The following is a 16220-nucleotide window of genomic DNA, read 5'->3' as shown; positions in this document are numbered from 1 at the left end:
AGGACGTGAGGCCTGGCGCCGCACCGTGGCAGGGTGGTCCGGTGCAGCCCTTCGCCCTGGACGACGGCGTCGTCCACCTCGCTACCCCGACCCTCGACGACGTCGACGCGATCACCGTCGCGTGCCAGGACCCCGACGTCGCCGCCTGGACCGTCGTCCCCGACCCGTACACGCGCGAGGACGCGCTCGGCTTCGTGCGCGACTACGTGGCGCCCGGCTGGGAGCGCGGCAACGTCTTCACGTGGGCGGTGCGCGAGTCCGTCGGCCCGTCGGGCATGCCGGGACCGGAGGGGGTCGGCCCGCTGCTCGGGATGTTCGGCCTGGGCGTCGACGACGCCCCGGACGGGCAGCGCTCTGCCGAGATCGGCTACTGGATGTCGCCCGCCGGCCGCGGTCGTGGCCTCGCGACGGCCGCGGGCCGGCTGGTCGTCGACTGGGCGTTCGACCCGGAGGGCCTGGGCCTCGCGCGCCTGTCGTGGGAGGCGTACGTCGGCAACTGGCCGTCGCGGCGCCTCGCGTGGCGACTCGGCTTCCGGGTCGAGGGCACCGTGCGCGGTCACTCCCTCCAGCGGGGCGTGCGTCGCGACGCGTGGGTCGCGACGCTCCTCCCGGACGACCCGCGCGAGCCGGTCGAGCCGTGGCCCGACGACGCACCTCGCCTCGCGACGACGTCCTGAGTGCCGTCCCGCCGCCCGGGTGGATTCCGTTTCACCCGGGCGGTGCCGCGGGGTGAGGATGGGGGCCATGACGTCTCAGCCGCTCGCGCCCACCGGCGCAGACCTCGACCTCGATCCCGCCAACCCGTTCGCCGCTCCGTCGCCGCTGCCGTACGAGCTGCCCGACTACACCGCGGTCCGCGAGGAGCACTACGTGCCCGCGCTGCGCGCGGCGATGGCCGCGCAGCGTGCCGCCGTCGAGACGATCGCCACCGACCCGGAGGCGCCCACGGTCGCGAACACGCTCGAGGCGCTCGAGCGTTCCGGCCGCAGCCTGTCGCGTGTCGCGCACGCGTTCTACAACCAGCTCAGCGCCGACGCGACGCCGGGGCTGGAGGACATCGAGGAGGAGCTCGCCCCTGAGTACGCGGCCCACCACGACGCGATCTACATGGACGCGCGCCTGTACGCCCGCGCGCGGGCGCTCCAGGAGGCCGCCGACGCCGGCGACGAGACGCTGGAGCCCGACGCCGCGTGGCTGCTGCACACGCTGCTCACGGACTTCCGCCGCTCGGGCGTCGAGCTCGACGCGGCGGAGCAGGAGCGTCTGCGCGAGATCAACGGGCGTCTGACGAGCCTCGAGGCCGCGTTCGGTCGCAAGCTCCTCGCGGGTGCCAACGCGGCGAGCGTGCTCGTCACCGACCGGGCCGAGCTCGCCGGGCTCGCGGACGACGCGGTCGCGGGCGCGGCCGAGGCTGCCGCCTCGCGCGGCCACGAGGGCGCGTGGCTGCTCGAGATGCAGCTCCCGACCCAGCAGGGCGTGCTCGCGTCCCTCACGGACCGCGACGTGCGCGAGCGCGTGCAGCGGGCGTCGGAGGGTCGCGGCGCGACGGGTGACGACCACGACACGCGCGAGATCGTCCTCGAGACCGTGCGTCTGCGCGCCGAGCGCGCGCGGCTCCTCGGGTACGAGCACCACGCGGCGTACGTCGCCGAGGACGCGACGGCGAAGACGACCGACGCGGTGAACGCGATGCTGTCCCGGCTCGCGCCGGCCGCCGTCGCGAACGCCCGTCGCGAGGCCGCGGACCTCGAGGCGGCCCTGCAGGCGGACCACGCCGGCGCGAGCCTGCGTGCCTCCGACTGGTCGTTCTACGCCGAGCGCGTGCGCAAGGACCGCTACGCGCTCGACGACGCGCTCCTGCGCCCCTACCTCGAGCTCGAGAAGGTCGTGCACGACGGCGTCTTCCGCGCCGCGAACCGGCTCTTCGGCATCTCGTTCACCGAGCGCACGGACCTCGTCGGCTACCACCCCGACGTCCGCGTGTTCGAGGTGTTCGACGCCGAGACGCCCGGGGCCGCGGGGGAGGGGATGGGCCTGTTCCTCGCCGACTGGTACACGCGCGAGTCCAAGCGGGGCGGCGCGTGGATGAACAACCTGATCGACCAGAACCACCTGCTCGGCCAGAAGCCGGTCGTCGTGAACAACCTCAACATCGTCAAGCCGCCGGCGGGCCAGCCGACGCTGCTCGTGTGGGACGAGGTCATCACGCTGTTCCACGAGTTCGGGCACGCGCTGCACGGGCTCTTCTCCGACGTGCGGTTCCCGTCGCAGTCCGGCACCGACGTGCCGCGCGACTTCGTCGAGTACCCGTCGCAGGTCAACGAGATGTGGGCCTGGGAGCCCGACATCCTGCGCGCCTACGCCGTGCACCACGAGACCGGCGAGCCCATGCCGTCGGAGTGGGTCGACACGATGCTCGCGTCGCGCCAGTTCAACGAGGGCTTCGGCACCACGGAGTACCTCGCCGCCGCGCTGCTCGACCAGGCGTGGCACCAGCTCGCGCCGGACGCGGTGCCGGCGGCGGTCGACGAGGTCGTGCCGTTCGAGACGGCGGCGCTCGAGGCCGCGGGCGTGGCGTTCGCGCCGGTCCCGCCGCGCTACCGCACGACGTACTACAACCACGTCTTCGGCGGTGGCTACTCGGCGGGCTACTACTCGTACATCTGGTCCGAGGTGCTCGACGCGGACACGGTCGAGTGGTACCGGGAGAACGGCGGTCTGACGCGCGAGAACGGCGAGCGGTTCCGCCGCGAGCTCCTCGCCCGCGGAGGCTCGCAGGACCCGCTCGCGTCGTTCCGCGCGCTGCGCGGGCGCGACGCGGACATCGCCCCGTTGCTCGCCCGCCGCGGTCTCGACGCCTGAGACGTCCGCGAGGTAGAGCCCTGGTCACGACCACGGCTCTACCTCGCCGACCACGGCTCTACCTCGCGCTCCGGCCCGGGTAGCGTGAGCCCATGACCAGCGCTCGCCCCGAACCTGTCGCCGTGCCCGTCCCGACCGCGCAGGACGAGGTGGTGCGCATCTGCCAGGACCTGCTGCGCATCGACACGTCGAACTTCGGCGACGGGTCCGGTCCCGGCGAGCGCGCCGCGGCCGAGCACGTCATGGCGCTGCTGCACGAGGTCGGCCTCGAGCCCGAGCTGTTCGAGTCCGCACCTGGGCGCGCGAGCGTCGTCGTGCGGCTCGAGGGCGCGGACGCCACCCGGCCCGCGCTCGTGCTGCACGGGCACCTCGACGTCGTGCCCGCGCAGGCGTCCGACTGGTCCGTCGACCCGTTCGCCGGCGAGGAGCGCGACGGTCTCCTGTGGGGGCGCGGCGCGGTGGACATGAAGGACATGGACGCGATGATCCTCGCGGTCGTGCGCCAGATGGCCCGCGAGGGGCGCAAGCCCGCGCGCGACGTGATCGTCGCCTTCTTCGCCGACGAGGAGGCGGGCGGGACCTACGGGGCGCGCTACGCCGTCGACCACCGGCCCGAGCTCTTCGAGGGCGCCACGGAGGCGATCAGCGAGGTCGGCGGCTTCTCGGTCGAGGTCGGCGGCCGGCGCGCGTACCTGCTGCAGACCGCCGAGAAGGGCATCGCGTGGCTGCGGCTCGTCGCCGACGGCCGCGCGGGCCACGGCTCGCAGGTCAACGACGACAACGCGGTGACACGCCTTGCCGAGGCCGTGGCGCGTATCGGCGCCCACCACTGGCCGTACACGCTCACGCCGACGGTCGACGCCCTCCTGCGTGGCGTCGCCGACCTCACGGGCCTGCGCTACGACCCCGAGGACCCCCGCAGCGTCGACGCGCTCGTCGCCGCGCTCGGTCCGGCGTCGCGCTTCGTCGGCGCGACCGTGCGGCACACCTCGAACCCCACCCAGCTCGCCGCCGGGTACAAGGCCAACGTCATCCCGGGGCGTGCGGAAGCCACGATCGACGCGCGCCTGCTCCCCGGCCACGAGGAGGACGGGTTCCGGCGACTGCGCGAGCTCGCCGGCGAGCACGTGCGGGTCGAGGAGATCCACCGCGACATCGCGCTGGAGGTCCCGTTCACGGGCGACCTCGTCGACTCGATGGTCGACGCGCTCGTCGCCGAGGACCCCGAGGCGACCGTCCTGCCGTACACGCTCTCGGGCGGCACGGACAACAAGTCGCTCGCGCGCCTCGGCATCACGGGGTACGGGTTCGCGCCCCTGCGCCTGCCCGGCGACCTCGACTTCTCGGGCATGTTCCACGGCGTCGACGAGCGCGTGCCCGTCGACTCGCTGCGGTTCGGGGTCCGCGTGCTCGACCGCCTCCTGCGCACCTGCTGACGCGTCAGCGGTCGTCGAGGAGCGCCGCGACCGTCGAGCGCAGCTGCGCTCGGTAGCCGCCGCCGAACAGCACCGCGTGGACCGCGACGGGGTACACCTGGTGCAGCGCGACCCGGTGCCGCCAGCCACGGGCCAGCGGCCGCACCTCCTGGTAGCCGGCGACGATCTCGTCGAGGTGCGGGGCGCCGAACAGCGCGAGCATCGCGAGGTCGGCCTCGCGGTGCCCGCCGTGCGCCGCGGGGTCGATGAGCACGGCCTCGGCCTCGCGCGAGCCGTCCGGCGCGGCGTCCGTCGGCGTGGACCAGAGCACGTTGCCCGACCACAGGTCGCCGTGCAGGCGTGCGGGGGAGTCGTCGAGCGCCGGTCGGGCGAGGTCGGGGAGACGCTCGGCGAGCCGCGCGAGGAGCGCCGCGTCGTCGGCCCCGAGCGCCCCGCGCACCTGGCCCTGCTCCGCGACGGGCGCGAGGCGGGCCTCGGCGTAGAACGACGGCCAGTCCGCCCACGCGCCCGTCGGCAGGGGCAGCGGGTCGTCGAGCGGCCCGAAGAACCCGTCCCCGTGCCACCCGGCCGCAGGTGCTCCCCAGGCGGGCGCCCCGGCGTCGTGCACGACGGCGAGGCCTCGCCCGAGCGCGCGGGCGGCCGACGGCGTCGGTCGGGCGGGCACCAGCCGCTCCAGGTCGAGGTGCGTGCGGCCCACGTCGCGCACCTCCACGACGCGCGGGCCGCCCGGGACGCGGAGCCACGCGAGCCCCGCGGCCTCGCACGCGAAGAAGCCCTCGGGAGCGTCCCGCCGGGACTTCGTGAAGACGTCGCTCACGCGCTCGCCCCGACGGTCACGACCCCGACGGTCACAGCGTCGAGCGCACCCGGATGATCTTGCGGCGCAGCCACACGCGGCGCTCCCCGCCGACGTACAGACGCGTGCGGGCCAGCTCCCACCGGCCGTACTCCGCCTCGTCGGTCAGCAGCCTGGTCGCGTCCGACCGGCTCGTCGAGCGGTCGATCGTCAGGACGCGGTACTCGTACTGCCCACCCTGCGCAGCCCTCTCGGGCTGCCGGCGTGACGTCGACCTGCTCTCCACGTGTCACCGTCCTCGTTCCGCTGCTCCCGTCGGCGGGCCGGAGTGGTCGGCCACCGGCGACTTTCGAGTGCCATTGTGCCCCGCTCAGGGCTACCGTCAGGGTATGACCGCTGACCCGCGTGCCGCGCTCGACCGGTTCATCGCCGCGCTCGAGGCCCACTACAACGCCGTCGCCGCCCGACGGGGGGACGACGACCCGTCCGTGGACGACGCCTACTACGTGCTCGCGGACGCCTTCGAGGTCTACGACGAGGCGCTCGGGCAGGTGCACGGGGAAGCGACGCCGTTCTACCTCGCCGAGGAGGACGACGACGAGGACGACGACGACGAGGACGACGAGGACGCGGACGACGACGAGGACGACGCGCTCGACACGATCGACGACGACGAGCTCGCGAGCGAGCTCGAGACGGACGGCGCGCGCTGACCTCCCGAGGTCACCACCGCTCGGGGTAGCCGACCTCGATCTCGCTCACGTCGTCGAGCGCCGCCCGCACGGCGTGCGGCAGCTCGAGGTCGGTCGCGTCGAGCGACGCGCGCAGCTGTGCGGGTGTGCGGGCCCCGACCAGGGCGCTCGCCACGGTGGGTCGGCCCAGCAGCCAGGACAGGGCGACGTCGAGCGGCGCGCGCCCCAGGCCCTCGGCAGCGGTCACGACGGCCTCGACCACGCCCGACGACCCGTGGTCGAGGTACGGCTCGACGAACGCCGAGAGGTGCGGTGACGCGCCACGGGAGTCCGCGGGCAGCGAGCGCCGGTACTTGCCCGTCAGCACCCCGCGGCCGAGCGGCGACCACGCGAGCAGGCCGAGCCCGAGGGCGTCGGCCGCAGGCACGACCTCGCGCTCGGCGCCGCGCTGGAGGAGCGAGTACTCGACCTCGACCGCCGCGAGGCCCACGTCGTCGGTCCCGCCGAGGAGCGCCGCGGCCTGCGCCGTGGCCCACCCGGGGTGGTTGGAGAGCCCCACGTAGCGCGCACGACCCGAGGTCACGGCGTGGCGCAGCGCGGAGAGCGTCTCGGTGAACGGCGTCCCGGCGTCGGGGGCGTGGACGAGGAACAGGTCGACGTGGTCCGTGCCCAGCCGGTGGAGCGAGTCGTCGAGCGAGTCGAGCAGCGCGCCGCGCGACGCGTCCACGACCGGCCCGGTCGGGGTGTGCCGCACGCCCGCCTTCGTGCACAGCAGCACGTCCCGCCGGGACACCTTGCTCCCCAGGAGGGAGCCGAGCAGCGTCTCGGCGTCCCCGTCGGCGTACGACGCCGCGGTGTCGACGAGCGTCCCGCCCGCGTCCACGAAGTCGCGCAGCTGCTCGCCCGCGTCGAGCTCGTCGGTGTCGCGGGCCCACGTCATCGTCCCGAGGCCGAGGACGGACACGCGCAGGCCGGTGCGGCCGAGCTGGCGGAGTTCCATGGGAGCCGAGGGTACCGGCGCGCACCCGCTCCCGCGGGCCGGGCGCGCGCCGTCGGACCCGGACCCGGCCAGGTTCACCCGGTGGTCGGGGCGGGCCTCCGGGCCCGGTATCGTGGCCGCTCGTGAACGCGTGGGAAGCCGTCCTCCTCGGCCTCGTCCAGGGCCTGACCGAGTTCCTCCCGATCTCCTCGAGCGCGCACCTGCGCATCGTCGGGGAGCTCATCGGGTCCCAGGACCCAGGAGCGGCCTTCACGGCCATCACCCAGATCGGCACGGAGACGGCCGTCCTGCTGTACTTCCGCCGGGACATCGCGCGGATCTGCGTCGCCTGGTGGCGCTCGCTGCGCGGCGACCACGGGACGGACTGGCGCTCGCGCATGGGCCGCGGCGACCACGACGCCCTCATGGCCTGGTACATCGCCCTGGGCTCGATCCCCATCGTGGTGCTCGGCCTGCTGTTCCAGGACGCCATCGAGAACACGTTCCGCAACCTGTACCTCACGGCCCTCATGCTCGCCGTGTTCGCGCTCCTGCTCGGCTGGGCGGACCGTGTGGGCGCCAAGCGGCGCGCGCTGCGCGAGCTCACGCCCGGGCAGGCGGTCGCGTTCGGGTTCGCGCAGGCGCTCGCGCTCGTGCCGGGCGTCTCGCGCTCGGGCGGCACGATCACGGCGGGGCTCCTCATGGGGTACACGCGAGAGGCCGCGGCGCGCTACTCGTTCCTCCTCGCGATCCCCGCGGTGCTCGGATCGGGGTTCTACCAGCTGTTCAAGTCCGCGGGGGAGCCCGTGCCGGGCGCCCCGGGCGCCGGGGCCACGCTGATCGCCACGCTCGTCGCGTTCGTCGTGGGCTACTTCGTCATCATCGCGTTCCTCAAGATCGTCTCGACGTTCAGCTACACGCCGTTCGTCGTCTACCGCCTCGTGCTGGCTGCGCTCCTCGTGCTGCTCCTGCTCACGGGAGTCCTCGAGCCGGGCGGCACCGCGGCCACGACGCCCTGACCGGACTGGGCGGCACAGCCGTTCAGAGCCAGCCCGCGCGCCGGAACACCCGGTAGAGCACGACGCACCCGACCGCCATGAGCGCGAGGGCCATCGGGTAGCCGAGCGTCCAGGCGAGCTCGGGCATGTGGGCGAAGTTCATGCCGTACACGCCGGCGACGATCGTCGGGTAGACGAGGATCGCCGCCCACGCGGAGATCTTGCGCATGTCCTCGTTCTGCCGCACCGAGACCTGCGACATGTGGACCTGGAGCATGTCCGAGAGCAGGTCGTCGTGGGCGTCGAGGTGCCGGTCGATGCGCTCGACCGTGGAGACCAGGCGCTCCAGCACGCGGCGGTCCACCCCGAGGTGGTCCGGCACGTCCGGGTCGAGGAGCTCGGGCAGCTCGGCGGTCACGGGCAGCAGCGCCCGCCGCGCCTCGGTGATCTCGCGCTTGAGGTCGTAGATGCGCTGGACCGGGTCGGCGCGCCGTTGCTCGAACACGAGCCGTTCGGTGCTCGCCACCGCGTCCCCGAGCTCCAGCTCGACGGCCGACGCCCCGGAGACGACCGCGGTGACGGCCGCCGCGGTCACTCGCCGGACCGCCCCGCCGCGCGGAGCGCCCGGGGCCTGAAGGCGGTCGAGCATCTCGTCGTGCACCCCGGCGCCACCGTCCTCGGCGGTGAGCACGACGCCGGGGCCCACGAGCGTCGCGAACCGACCCGTGTGGACCTGGCGGTCGTCCGGCGTGTACCAGGCCGTGGGCGTCACGACGAGGAGCCAGTCGTCCGCGACGCGCTTGACCACGGCGAGCGGGTGTCGCGACCGCGGGGTGTCCGGGTGCCCCGCCCCCGCGTGCGCGTCGGGCCCGAGCCCCGCCGCGGCGTCGTGCAGGGCCGCGACGTCCGCCAGGCGCACCCACGTCGCCCGGTCGGCCGCTCCCGCGGCGGCGTTGCCGCGCAGCAGCTCCGCGACCGGGGCGACGGCGCCGGGGTCGAGCGGGCGGGCCTCGCCCGCGCCCGCGTCGACGTGCCAGGCGGCGACCGGCCGGGTCGCGGTCGCCGTCCCACCCTTCGCGGGCGGGCCGGGGAGCGTGGGGTTCGTCACGTCCGCATTGTCGCGCGCCACGTGGGCGCGCGCCCGGGCGGGACGGCGGCGCGACGCGTGCGACGTGGCCGTTATGGTGGTCGCGTGCACAGCTGGCCCGCCCCCCAGATCCCCGAGCTTCCCGGCCGTGGCCATCCCGTCCGGGTGCACGACTCGACCTCAGGCGAGCTCGTCGTCGCCGCCCAGGGCGACACCGCGACGCTCTACGCGTGCGGCATCACGCCCTACGACGCGACGCACATCGGCCACGCGAACACCTACGTCGCGTTCGACCTGCTCGTGCGCGCCTGGCGCGACGCCGGGTACGACGTCACGTACGCGTCGAACGTCACGGACGTGGACGACCCCCTGCTCGAGCGCGCCGCGGCGACCGGCGTCGACTGGCGCGCGCTCGCCACGGAGCAGATCGCGCTCTTCGCCGAGGACATGACGGCGCTCGGCGTCGTCCCGCCCGACGTCTGGGACGGTGCGGTCGAGAAGATCCCCGCCGTCGTCGAGGCCGTCTCCGCGATGCTGGCGGCCGGCACGGCGTACCGCGTACCGGTCGAGCCCGGCGCAGGGGGCACCGACGCGGGCCTCGGGGACGTCTACGCCGACCTGTCGGCCGACACGGCCTTCGGCTCCGTCTCGCGCTTCGGGCGCGACGTGATGGAGCGGCTCTTCGCCGAGCGCGGGGGAGACCCGAACCGCGACGGGAAGAAGGACCCGCTCGACCCGCTGCTGTGGCGGCGCGAACGACCGGGTGAGCCGGCGTGGGACGGTGGCGTGCTGGGCACCGGCCGGCCGGGGTGGCACATCGAGTGCTCGGTCATCGGGCGCGACGCGCTCGGGCTGCCGTTCGACGTCCAGGGCGGCGGGGCCGACCTGCTGTTCCCGCACCACGAGATGTCGTCGTCCCACGACCGGGTGCTCGCCGACGGCGCCGCGCCGCGCGTGCACGTGCACGCCGGGCTGGTCGCCTACGAGGGCCAGAAGATGAGCAAGTCGCTCGGCAACCTCGTGCTCGTGTCGAACCTGCGCGCCACCGGGGTCGACCCCATGGCGATCCGGCTCGCGCTCCTCGCGCACCACTACCGCACCGAGTGGGAGTGGACCGACGACGACCTGCCGTCCGCCGCCGCGCGGCTCGAGACCTGGCGCGACGCCGTCTCGGGCAACGGCGGCCCGGACGCGACCGCGATGCTCGACGCCGTGCGGGCCGCGCTGGCGACGGACCTCGACGCGCCCGCGGCGCTCGCCGCCGTCGACGTGTGGGCCGCGGAGTCGCTGCGTCCCGGCCGGGACACGAGCGCCGACGACGAGGGCGCGCCCGGCGTCGTCGCCCGGACGGTCAACGCCCTGCTGGGCGTCCGGCTCTGACGGCTCGGCAGCCGGCCGCGAGGTCCTAGACCGTCGGACCCTTGCCACGCTCCCCGGAGCTGCCCGGGTCACGACGCCGCAGGTAGCGCTCGAACTCGCGCGCGATCGCCTCGCCGCTCGCCTCGGGCAGCTCGGCGGTGTCCTTGGCCTCCTCGAGCTGCTGCACGTACTCCGCGATCTCGGCGTCCTCGGCCGCGAGCTCGTCGACGCCGTGCTGCCAGGCCTGCGCGTCCTCCGGCAGCTCGCCGAGCGGGATCGCCTCCGACACGAGCTCCTCGACGCGCGCGAGGATCGCCAGCGTCGCCTTGGGCGACGGCGGGTGCGCGACGTAGTGCGGGACGGCCGCCCACAGCGACACGGACTGCATCCCGCGCTCGGCGGCGGCGTGCTGCAGGACCCCGACGATTCCCGTGGGCCCCTCGTACGTGCTCGGCTCGACGTCGAGGACGGCCTGCAGGCCGACGCTCTCCGAGGTCGCGGTCATGGGGATCGGCCGCGTGTGCGGCACGTCGGCGAGCAGCGCGCCGAGCGTCACGACCGTGCGGACGTCGTGCTCGACGGCGATGTCGAGGAGCTCCCGGCAGTAGGTACGCCACCGCATCGACGGCTCGATGCCGTGCACGAGGACGACGCGGCGGCCGCTCGGAGCGATCGTCGCGGTCGCGATCGTCGTGGTCGGCCACGTGATCTCGCGGCGGCCGTCCTCGTCGGTCGTGACGACCGGGCGGTTCACCTGGAAGTCGTGGTACTCCTCGGGATCGAGCTCGTCGACGTCCTCGGCGCCCCACACCTCGTGCAGGTGAGCCAGCGCGGACGTCGCGGCGCTGCCCGCGTCGTTCCAGCCCTCGAACGCCGCGATCATCACGGTCTGGCGGGCGCCGTCGTGCACGTTCTCGCTCATCGCCCCAGCCTATGCGGCAGGGCGCCGTGGCGTCGGGAGGGGTTCGCCCGTGGCGTACCCGCCCGCCGCGTAGGGTGGTGGGAGCGGGCCGGCGCCCCGGCGCGGCCCGCGCACCGCCCCCCACCCCTGGAGCCTGAGTTGACCTCGCCACGCCCTGCCCCCGTACCCGTGCCCCGCGACGCGCTGCCCGCCGCCGTCCTGTGGGACATGGACGGCACGCTCGTGGACACCGAGCCGTACTGGATCGCGGCGGAGCACGAGCTCGTGGACGCGCACGGCGGCACCTGGACCCACGAGGACGCGATGTCGCTCGTCGGGAACCCGCTGCTCACCTCGGCGCAGATCCTCCGCGAGCGCGGCGGCGTCGACCTGCCCGTGGAGGAGATCGTGCAGTTCCTCATCGGCCGGGTGATCGACCAGGTGCGCGTGAAGGTGCCGTGGCAGCCGGGCGCGCGCGAGCTGCTGGCGTCGCTGCGCGAGGCGGGGGTCCCGTGCGCCCTCGTGACGATGTCCTACCGCGAGCTCGCGGAGCCCGTCGCCGCGCTCGCGCCCGCCGACGCGTTCCAGGTGCTCGTGTGCGGGGACGAGGTCGAGCGCGGCAAGCCCGACCCGGAGCCGTACCTCCTCGCGGCGGAGCGCCTGGGCGTCGACGTCACGCGGTGCGTCGCGATCGAGGACTCGCCGGCGGGCATCGCGTCCGCCCTCGCGTCCGGCGCCGCGACCCTCGGGGTCGAGGCCGTGGTCCCTGTCCGCCCGGCACCGGGCCTCAGCCGCACCCCGTCGCTGGAGCACGTCGACCTCGGCCTGCTCGCACGGCTCGTCGCCGACGAGGTCGTGGACCTCATGCCGGTCAGCCTCTGATCGGGGGGCTTCCCGGTACCACGCGCCCGGCGTCGCGCCGGTACATCGCCGCGTGGTCGTGCAGCTCCGGCCGGCCGGTCGTGCGCGCGTGCTCGTCGGTCCAGCCGGCGAGGTCGAGGAGGCGACGGCGCATGGTCGTCAGCACCTCGCCGGGAGCCGGGGCGAGGTCGCGACCGTAGCCGTCGAGCAGCACCGTCAGCCGGTCGGGTGGTGCGAGCCGCGGTGCGGGCGGACCGGGGACGGGCATGTCCTCGCACCACCCGCACATCCGGTACGCGAGGTACGCCAGGTCCCACGCCCGCGGGCCGGGGGACGCCATGTCGACGTCGATGAACCCGACCAGGCCGCCGTCGGAGTGGACCATGTTGTAGGGCGCGGCGTCGTTGAGGCACACGACCTCGACCGGCTCGCGCGCCGGGGAGCGCCACACCGCGCCCGCCGGGGCGAACCCGACGGTGGCGTCGTGCCACTCCCGCAGCATCGCGCCGGCAGCCCGCAGGGTGCGCGGGTCCCAGACCCAGTCCGGGACGGGCCAGCCGCCGACCTCGCCCTCCAGCCACGTCAGGACCTCGCGCCCCTGCACGTCCAGGCCGAGCGGCGCCGGGACCGACGTCACGCCGTGCGCACGCACCCACGCGAGCAGCGCGTGCACGGTCGGCGTCCACGGGCCGGCGGTGCGACGGACGGTGTCGCCGACGCGCACGACGTCGTTGACGTTCCCGCCCGTCAGGGTGATCTCCGCCGTGCCTGCGTCGGCCGTGTCGTCGGTGCGCACGGGCCGATGGTCGCACGAGGCGTCCGCCCGAGGCGAGGTCGGGGAGCCGCGGCTCGGGTGGCTCAGAGCAGCGCGGCGAGCAGCGAGGCGGCGCGCGCCGCGCCGTCGGTCTCGACCGGCAGGGTGCGCCGGTCGCGGCCGCCGGAGAGCTCGGCCACCATCGCCGCGGCGAGCGCGTCCGGGTCGGACGCCTCGCCGTACTCCACGCACCGGCCCGCGCCGTAGCGCTCGAGCCGGTGCCGGACGTGGACGTTCTGCTCGAAGTGGTGCCGCAGCGGGACGTAGAGGAACGGCGTGCCCGCCGCGGCGAGCTCCATGCACGTCGTCAGCCCGCCCTGCACGACGGCGAGGTCGCACGCCGCCAGGTGCCGGTACAGCTCGGGGACGTAGCCGCGGTAGGTGACACCGGCCCGCCGGGGCAGGCTCGCGGGGTCGATCCTGGGGCCGGTCACGACGAGGACGTGCAGCCCGTCGACCAGCCGTCGGGCGGACGGGACGGCGTCGAGCACGCGCCGCAGCAGCGGGCTCCCCACGCCGGAGCCGCCGACGGTGACGACGCACAGCACGTCGTCGGGGCCGTAGCCCAGACGATGCCGCAGCTCCTCGCGCTCGGCCACGGTCGGCGGGACGAACCCCGTGACGTAGCCGGCGAAGTCGAAGTTCTCCTCGGTCCACTCCCGGATCCCCGGGAGGCCGGGACCGAGCGGGAGGTCGACGACGTCGGCCGGGTCGCCGACGAAGACGGAGCGGTCCCGGACCCGCCCGTAGCGCGCCCGCTGCTCGACCATCTCGGCGTTGTAGTCGGCGGTGAGCGCCGCCTCCCGGGCGCCGCCGTCGGGCATCGGCACCCACCCGACGAAGTCGGTCATCCACGCGAAGGAGAACCGCTTGAGCTCGGGGTTCTCGTGCAGGAAGTGGTCGACGTCCCACGCCTCGTCCCCGACGACGAGGTCGTAGTCGCCGTCTGCCACGACGTCGGCGAACACCATGAAGTTGTTCACCATGATCTCGTCCATCCGGCGGATCGCCTCGAACGCGTGCAGGTCGTGGTCGGCGGCCTCGTCCTCGACGTGGGCGGACTCGTCGGCGAGCCACGCCGAGGCAGGGTGGACCCGCTCGCCGGCGTCGGCGAGCACGCGGGTCACCGGGTGCTGCGTCAGCCAGTCGACCTCGAGGTCCGGGTGGTGCTCCCGCAGCGCCTGCGCGACGGCCAGGTCGCGCCGTGCGTGGCCCAGGCCGATCGGGGAGGACAGGTACAGCGCCCGGCGGCGTCGGCGCTGCGCGCGCGTCCAGGTCCGACGGCGGGCCGGCGGCCGGGTCTCGGCGGCGGCGGTCCGCTCGACGAACTCGCGTAGCAGCAGGTTGGTCCGCACCGGGTCGCGCGCCGGCAGCCCGTGCCCGCCGCCGTCGACGAGGACGAGCTCGCCGCCGGTGAGCGCGGCGAGCCTCTCCCCGATGGCGGTGGGCCGGACGGCGTCCTGCGTCCCGTGCACGACGAGCACCGGGCAGCGCACCTGCTCGCACAGAGGGTCGAGCGGCGTCCGGGTGGCGCCCTCGAGCCCGAGCCGACCGGCCGTGGTGTCGGCGAGCGTCTGCGGGCTGACCTCGTGGGCCCACCCGACGACGTCCTCGACCTGCTTCGTGGAGTGGGGTTCGGTGAACATCTTCCGGGCGAAGAAGTCGACGTAGTCGTCGTACCCGCCGCCGAGCCAGTACTCCTTGTTGTACTTGGCCCAGCCCTCCGTGGTGTCGTGATGGCGGTCCCACGCGTACTGCTCGCGCTCCGGCATCGAGACCGCCAGCCCGCACGAAGGGGCGATGGCGACGATCCCCTGGACGCGTCCCGGGCGCGCCACGGCCAGGTGGACCGCCCAGGCCGCCCCGCAGGAGTACCCCACGGCGACGGCCCGGTCGGTCCCGGTGGCGTCGAGCACCGCGGCCGCGTCCGCCGCGTACTGCTCGTCGGTGTAGGCCGCGGCCCCCTGGGGCCGGTCGGCGTCGCCGCTGCCGCGACCGTCGAACGTGACGACGCGGAACGACCGCGACAGGAAGGGCACCTGCGCCTTCCAGAACCGGGACCGCACGAGGGACCAGGTCGGCAGCAGCAGCACGGAGGTCGCACCGCTGCCGTGGACGGCCCAGGGGAGCCGCACGCCGTCCCGGACGGCGACGCCGGTCCGGTCGGGCGGGCGTGCTGGCCGCGGCTCCCTCGGTTCCATACTCATTCCTACTCCTCCTGGCTCTCGAGCGTCAGGCCCGGATCTCCAGGACGCGGTTGAACGGCGTCTCGGCGACCGACGCGAACCGGCCGAAGCCCGCCGCGGTCGCGACGTCCCGGATACGGGCCGGGCCGGCCTGCGTGCCGAGCGCGAGTCCGACGTCCTGCGACAGCGACGCCGGCGTGCACAGCAGCGTGGAGAAGCCGTAGTACGCGCGCCCGACCGGGTTGAGGTTGTCCTCCACGTGGTCCCCGGCCATCGGCTCGACGACCATCCAGGTGCCGTCCGGCGCGAGCGCGGCGCGGACCTGCTCGGCGGCCCCGACGGGGTCGCCCATGTCGTGCAGGCAGTCGAACATCGTCACGAGGTCGAAGCCTGTCCCCGGGAGCTCCTGGGCCGAGGCCACCTCGAACCGCACACGGTCCGCGACGCCGGCGTCCTCCGCCCGCTGCCGCGCGGTGGCGATCGACTCGGGGTGGTAGTCGGAGCCCACGAACCGTGAGAGCGGGAAGGCCTGGGCCATGAGCACGGTCGACGCGCCGTGCCCGCAGCCCACGTCCGCGACGAGCGCGCCCGCCTCCAGCTTCTCGACGACCCCGTCGAGCGCGGGGAGCCACTCGGCGACCAGGTGCGCGTGGTAGCTGGGACGGAAGAACCGCTCGCAGCCGACGTGGACGTCGGTGACGTGCTCGTGCCAGCCGAACCCGCCGCCGCTCCGGGCGGCGTCGAGGACGTGGTCGACGTCGTGCACCGTGCCCAGGGCGATCTGGAAGAAGCCGGGCAGGAACGCCGGGCTGTCCTCGACCGTGAGCGCGACCGCCTGCTCGGGCGGGAGCGTGTACCGGCCCGACGGCGGGTCGTACGTCAGGTAGTCGCCCGCGGCCTGGGCGTTGAGCCACTCGCGCGCGTACGGCTCGGCGGTGCCGGTGCGCTCGGCCAGCTCGGCCGGCGTCGTCGGGCCGTTTGCCGCGAGGTCTCGGTAGTAGCCGAGCTTGTCGCCGAGGACGACGAGCGCCGCGTTGAGGGTCGCGCCGACCTCGTCGACGGCGCGGAAGACGAACGCCATGAGGGCGTCCATGTCGAGGGCCGGGGGCGCCTCGCTCGAGGTGGTCATCGGATGCTCCTGTGGTGTCGGTGTCCCGGCAGGTGCCGGTACCGGCGAACGTAGGCGTCGGCCCGTTCCGCCCGCGTCAGGTGGCCCCCCTGGTCGTCGGCACCCGGAAGCTCGTCCTGG

The 16220-nt window shown here is 74.7% G+C and carries 15 protein-coding genes; 7 read left to right on the top strand and 8 right to left on the bottom strand.

Annotation, left to right across the window (positions count from 1 at the left end; translation table 11 throughout):
• The first annotated feature begins 41 nt into the window (after positions 1–41).
• From V5D56_RS15125 to V5D56_RS15115, 3 genes are all read left to right on the top strand, one after another.
• Entirely contained in the window at positions 42–677 is a 636-nt protein-coding gene (locus V5D56_RS15125; RefSeq protein WP_435736115.1) for a GNAT family N-acetyltransferase, read from the top strand.
• Positions 678–744: 67 nt separating this feature from the next.
• Complete coding sequence (locus V5D56_RS15120) at positions 745–2862, top strand: M3 family metallopeptidase (RefSeq protein ID WP_435736114.1); 2118 nt, start codon at positions 745–747, stop codon at positions 2860–2862.
• 92 nt (positions 2863–2954) lie between these two features.
• Entirely contained in the window at positions 2955–4298 is a 1344-nt protein-coding gene (locus tag V5D56_RS15115) for a M20/M25/M40 family metallo-hydrolase (protein WP_435736113.1), read from the top strand.
• 4 nt (positions 4299–4302) lie between these two features.
• Here V5D56_RS15115 and V5D56_RS15110 read toward each other — a convergent pair whose 3' ends face one another.
• Together V5D56_RS15110 and V5D56_RS15105 are read right to left on the bottom strand one after the other, a co-directional pair.
• Complete coding sequence (locus V5D56_RS15110; RefSeq protein WP_435736112.1) at positions 4303–5115, bottom strand: fructosamine kinase family protein; 813 nt, start codon at positions 5113–5115, stop codon at positions 4303–4305.
• 31 nt (positions 5116–5146) lie between these two features.
• A complete protein-coding gene (locus V5D56_RS15105; RefSeq protein WP_435736111.1) occupies positions 5147–5380 on the bottom strand; it encodes a DUF5703 family protein in 234 nt (77 codons plus the stop codon).
• A gap of 103 nt (positions 5381–5483) precedes the next feature.
• Here V5D56_RS15105 and V5D56_RS15100 point away from each other — a divergent pair, with 103 nt between their 5' ends.
• Positions 5484–5807, top strand: a complete 324-nt coding sequence (locus V5D56_RS15100; RefSeq protein WP_435736110.1) for a primosomal protein — start codon at positions 5484–5486, stop codon at positions 5805–5807.
• A 10-nt stretch (positions 5808–5817) separates the two neighbouring features.
• Here the strand turns inward: V5D56_RS15100 and V5D56_RS15095 are convergent, their stop codons facing one another.
• On the bottom strand, positions 5818–6786 hold the full coding sequence (locus V5D56_RS15095; RefSeq protein ID WP_435736109.1) for an aldo/keto reductase: 969 nt from the start codon (positions 6784–6786) through the stop codon (positions 5818–5820).
• Between the two features lie 122 nt (positions 6787–6908).
• Between V5D56_RS15095 and V5D56_RS15090 the strand changes: the two genes are divergently transcribed.
• Positions 6909–7784: an undecaprenyl-diphosphate phosphatase gene (locus V5D56_RS15090; protein WP_435736108.1), complete on the top strand. Its 876-nt coding sequence runs from the start codon at positions 6909–6911 to the stop codon at positions 7782–7784.
• 22 nt (positions 7785–7806) lie between these two features.
• Here V5D56_RS15090 and V5D56_RS15085 read toward each other — a convergent pair whose 3' ends face one another.
• Positions 7807–8871, bottom strand: coding sequence for a CorA family divalent cation transporter (locus V5D56_RS15085; protein ID WP_435736107.1), 1065 nt, complete (start codon positions 8869–8871; stop codon positions 7807–7809).
• Between the two features lie 84 nt (positions 8872–8955).
• Here V5D56_RS15085 and mshC point away from each other — a divergent pair, with 84 nt between their 5' ends.
• Entirely contained in the window at positions 8956–10230 is a 1275-nt protein-coding gene (gene mshC / locus V5D56_RS15080; RefSeq protein ID WP_435736106.1) for a cysteine--1-D-myo-inosityl 2-amino-2-deoxy-alpha-D-glucopyranoside ligase, read from the top strand.
• A gap of 25 nt (positions 10231–10255) precedes the next feature.
• On the opposite strand, the gene V5D56_RS15075 is transcribed toward mshC, so the two are convergent.
• Complete coding sequence (locus tag V5D56_RS15075; protein ID WP_435736105.1) at positions 10256–11131, bottom strand: PAC2 family protein; 876 nt, start codon at positions 11129–11131, stop codon at positions 10256–10258.
• 138 nt (positions 11132–11269) lie between these two features.
• Here V5D56_RS15075 and V5D56_RS15070 point away from each other — a divergent pair, with 138 nt between their 5' ends.
• Positions 11270–11992: an HAD family hydrolase gene (locus V5D56_RS15070; RefSeq protein WP_435736104.1), complete on the top strand. Its 723-nt coding sequence runs from the start codon at positions 11270–11272 to the stop codon at positions 11990–11992.
• Here V5D56_RS15070 and V5D56_RS15065 read toward each other — a convergent pair.
• From V5D56_RS15065 to V5D56_RS15055, 3 genes are all read right to left on the bottom strand, one after another.
• Positions 11982–12767, bottom strand: a complete 786-nt coding sequence (locus V5D56_RS15065; RefSeq protein ID WP_435736103.1) for an aminoglycoside phosphotransferase family protein — start codon at positions 12765–12767, stop codon at positions 11982–11984. The two genes, V5D56_RS15070 and V5D56_RS15065, sit on opposite strands and share 11 nt — an antisense overlap.
• A 62-nt stretch (positions 12768–12829) precedes the next feature.
• Positions 12830–14992 carry an alpha/beta fold hydrolase gene (locus V5D56_RS15060; protein WP_435736102.1) on the bottom strand — a complete coding sequence of 721 codons (2163 nt, stop codon included), beginning with the start codon at positions 14990–14992 and terminating at the stop codon, positions 12830–12832.
• Between the two features lie 25 nt (positions 14993–15017).
• Positions 15018–16100: a class I SAM-dependent methyltransferase gene (locus V5D56_RS15055; protein ID WP_435736101.1), complete on the bottom strand. Its 1083-nt coding sequence runs from the start codon at positions 16098–16100 to the stop codon at positions 15018–15020.
• Positions 16101–16220 lie beyond the last annotated feature (120 nt).

It is taken from the genome of Cellulosimicrobium sp. PMB13, from assembly GCF_051294865.1.
Lineage (GTDB): Bacteria > Actinomycetota > Actinomycetes > Actinomycetales > Cellulomonadaceae > Cellulosimicrobium.
This window is presented reverse-complemented; position numbering and strand designations above follow the sequence as displayed.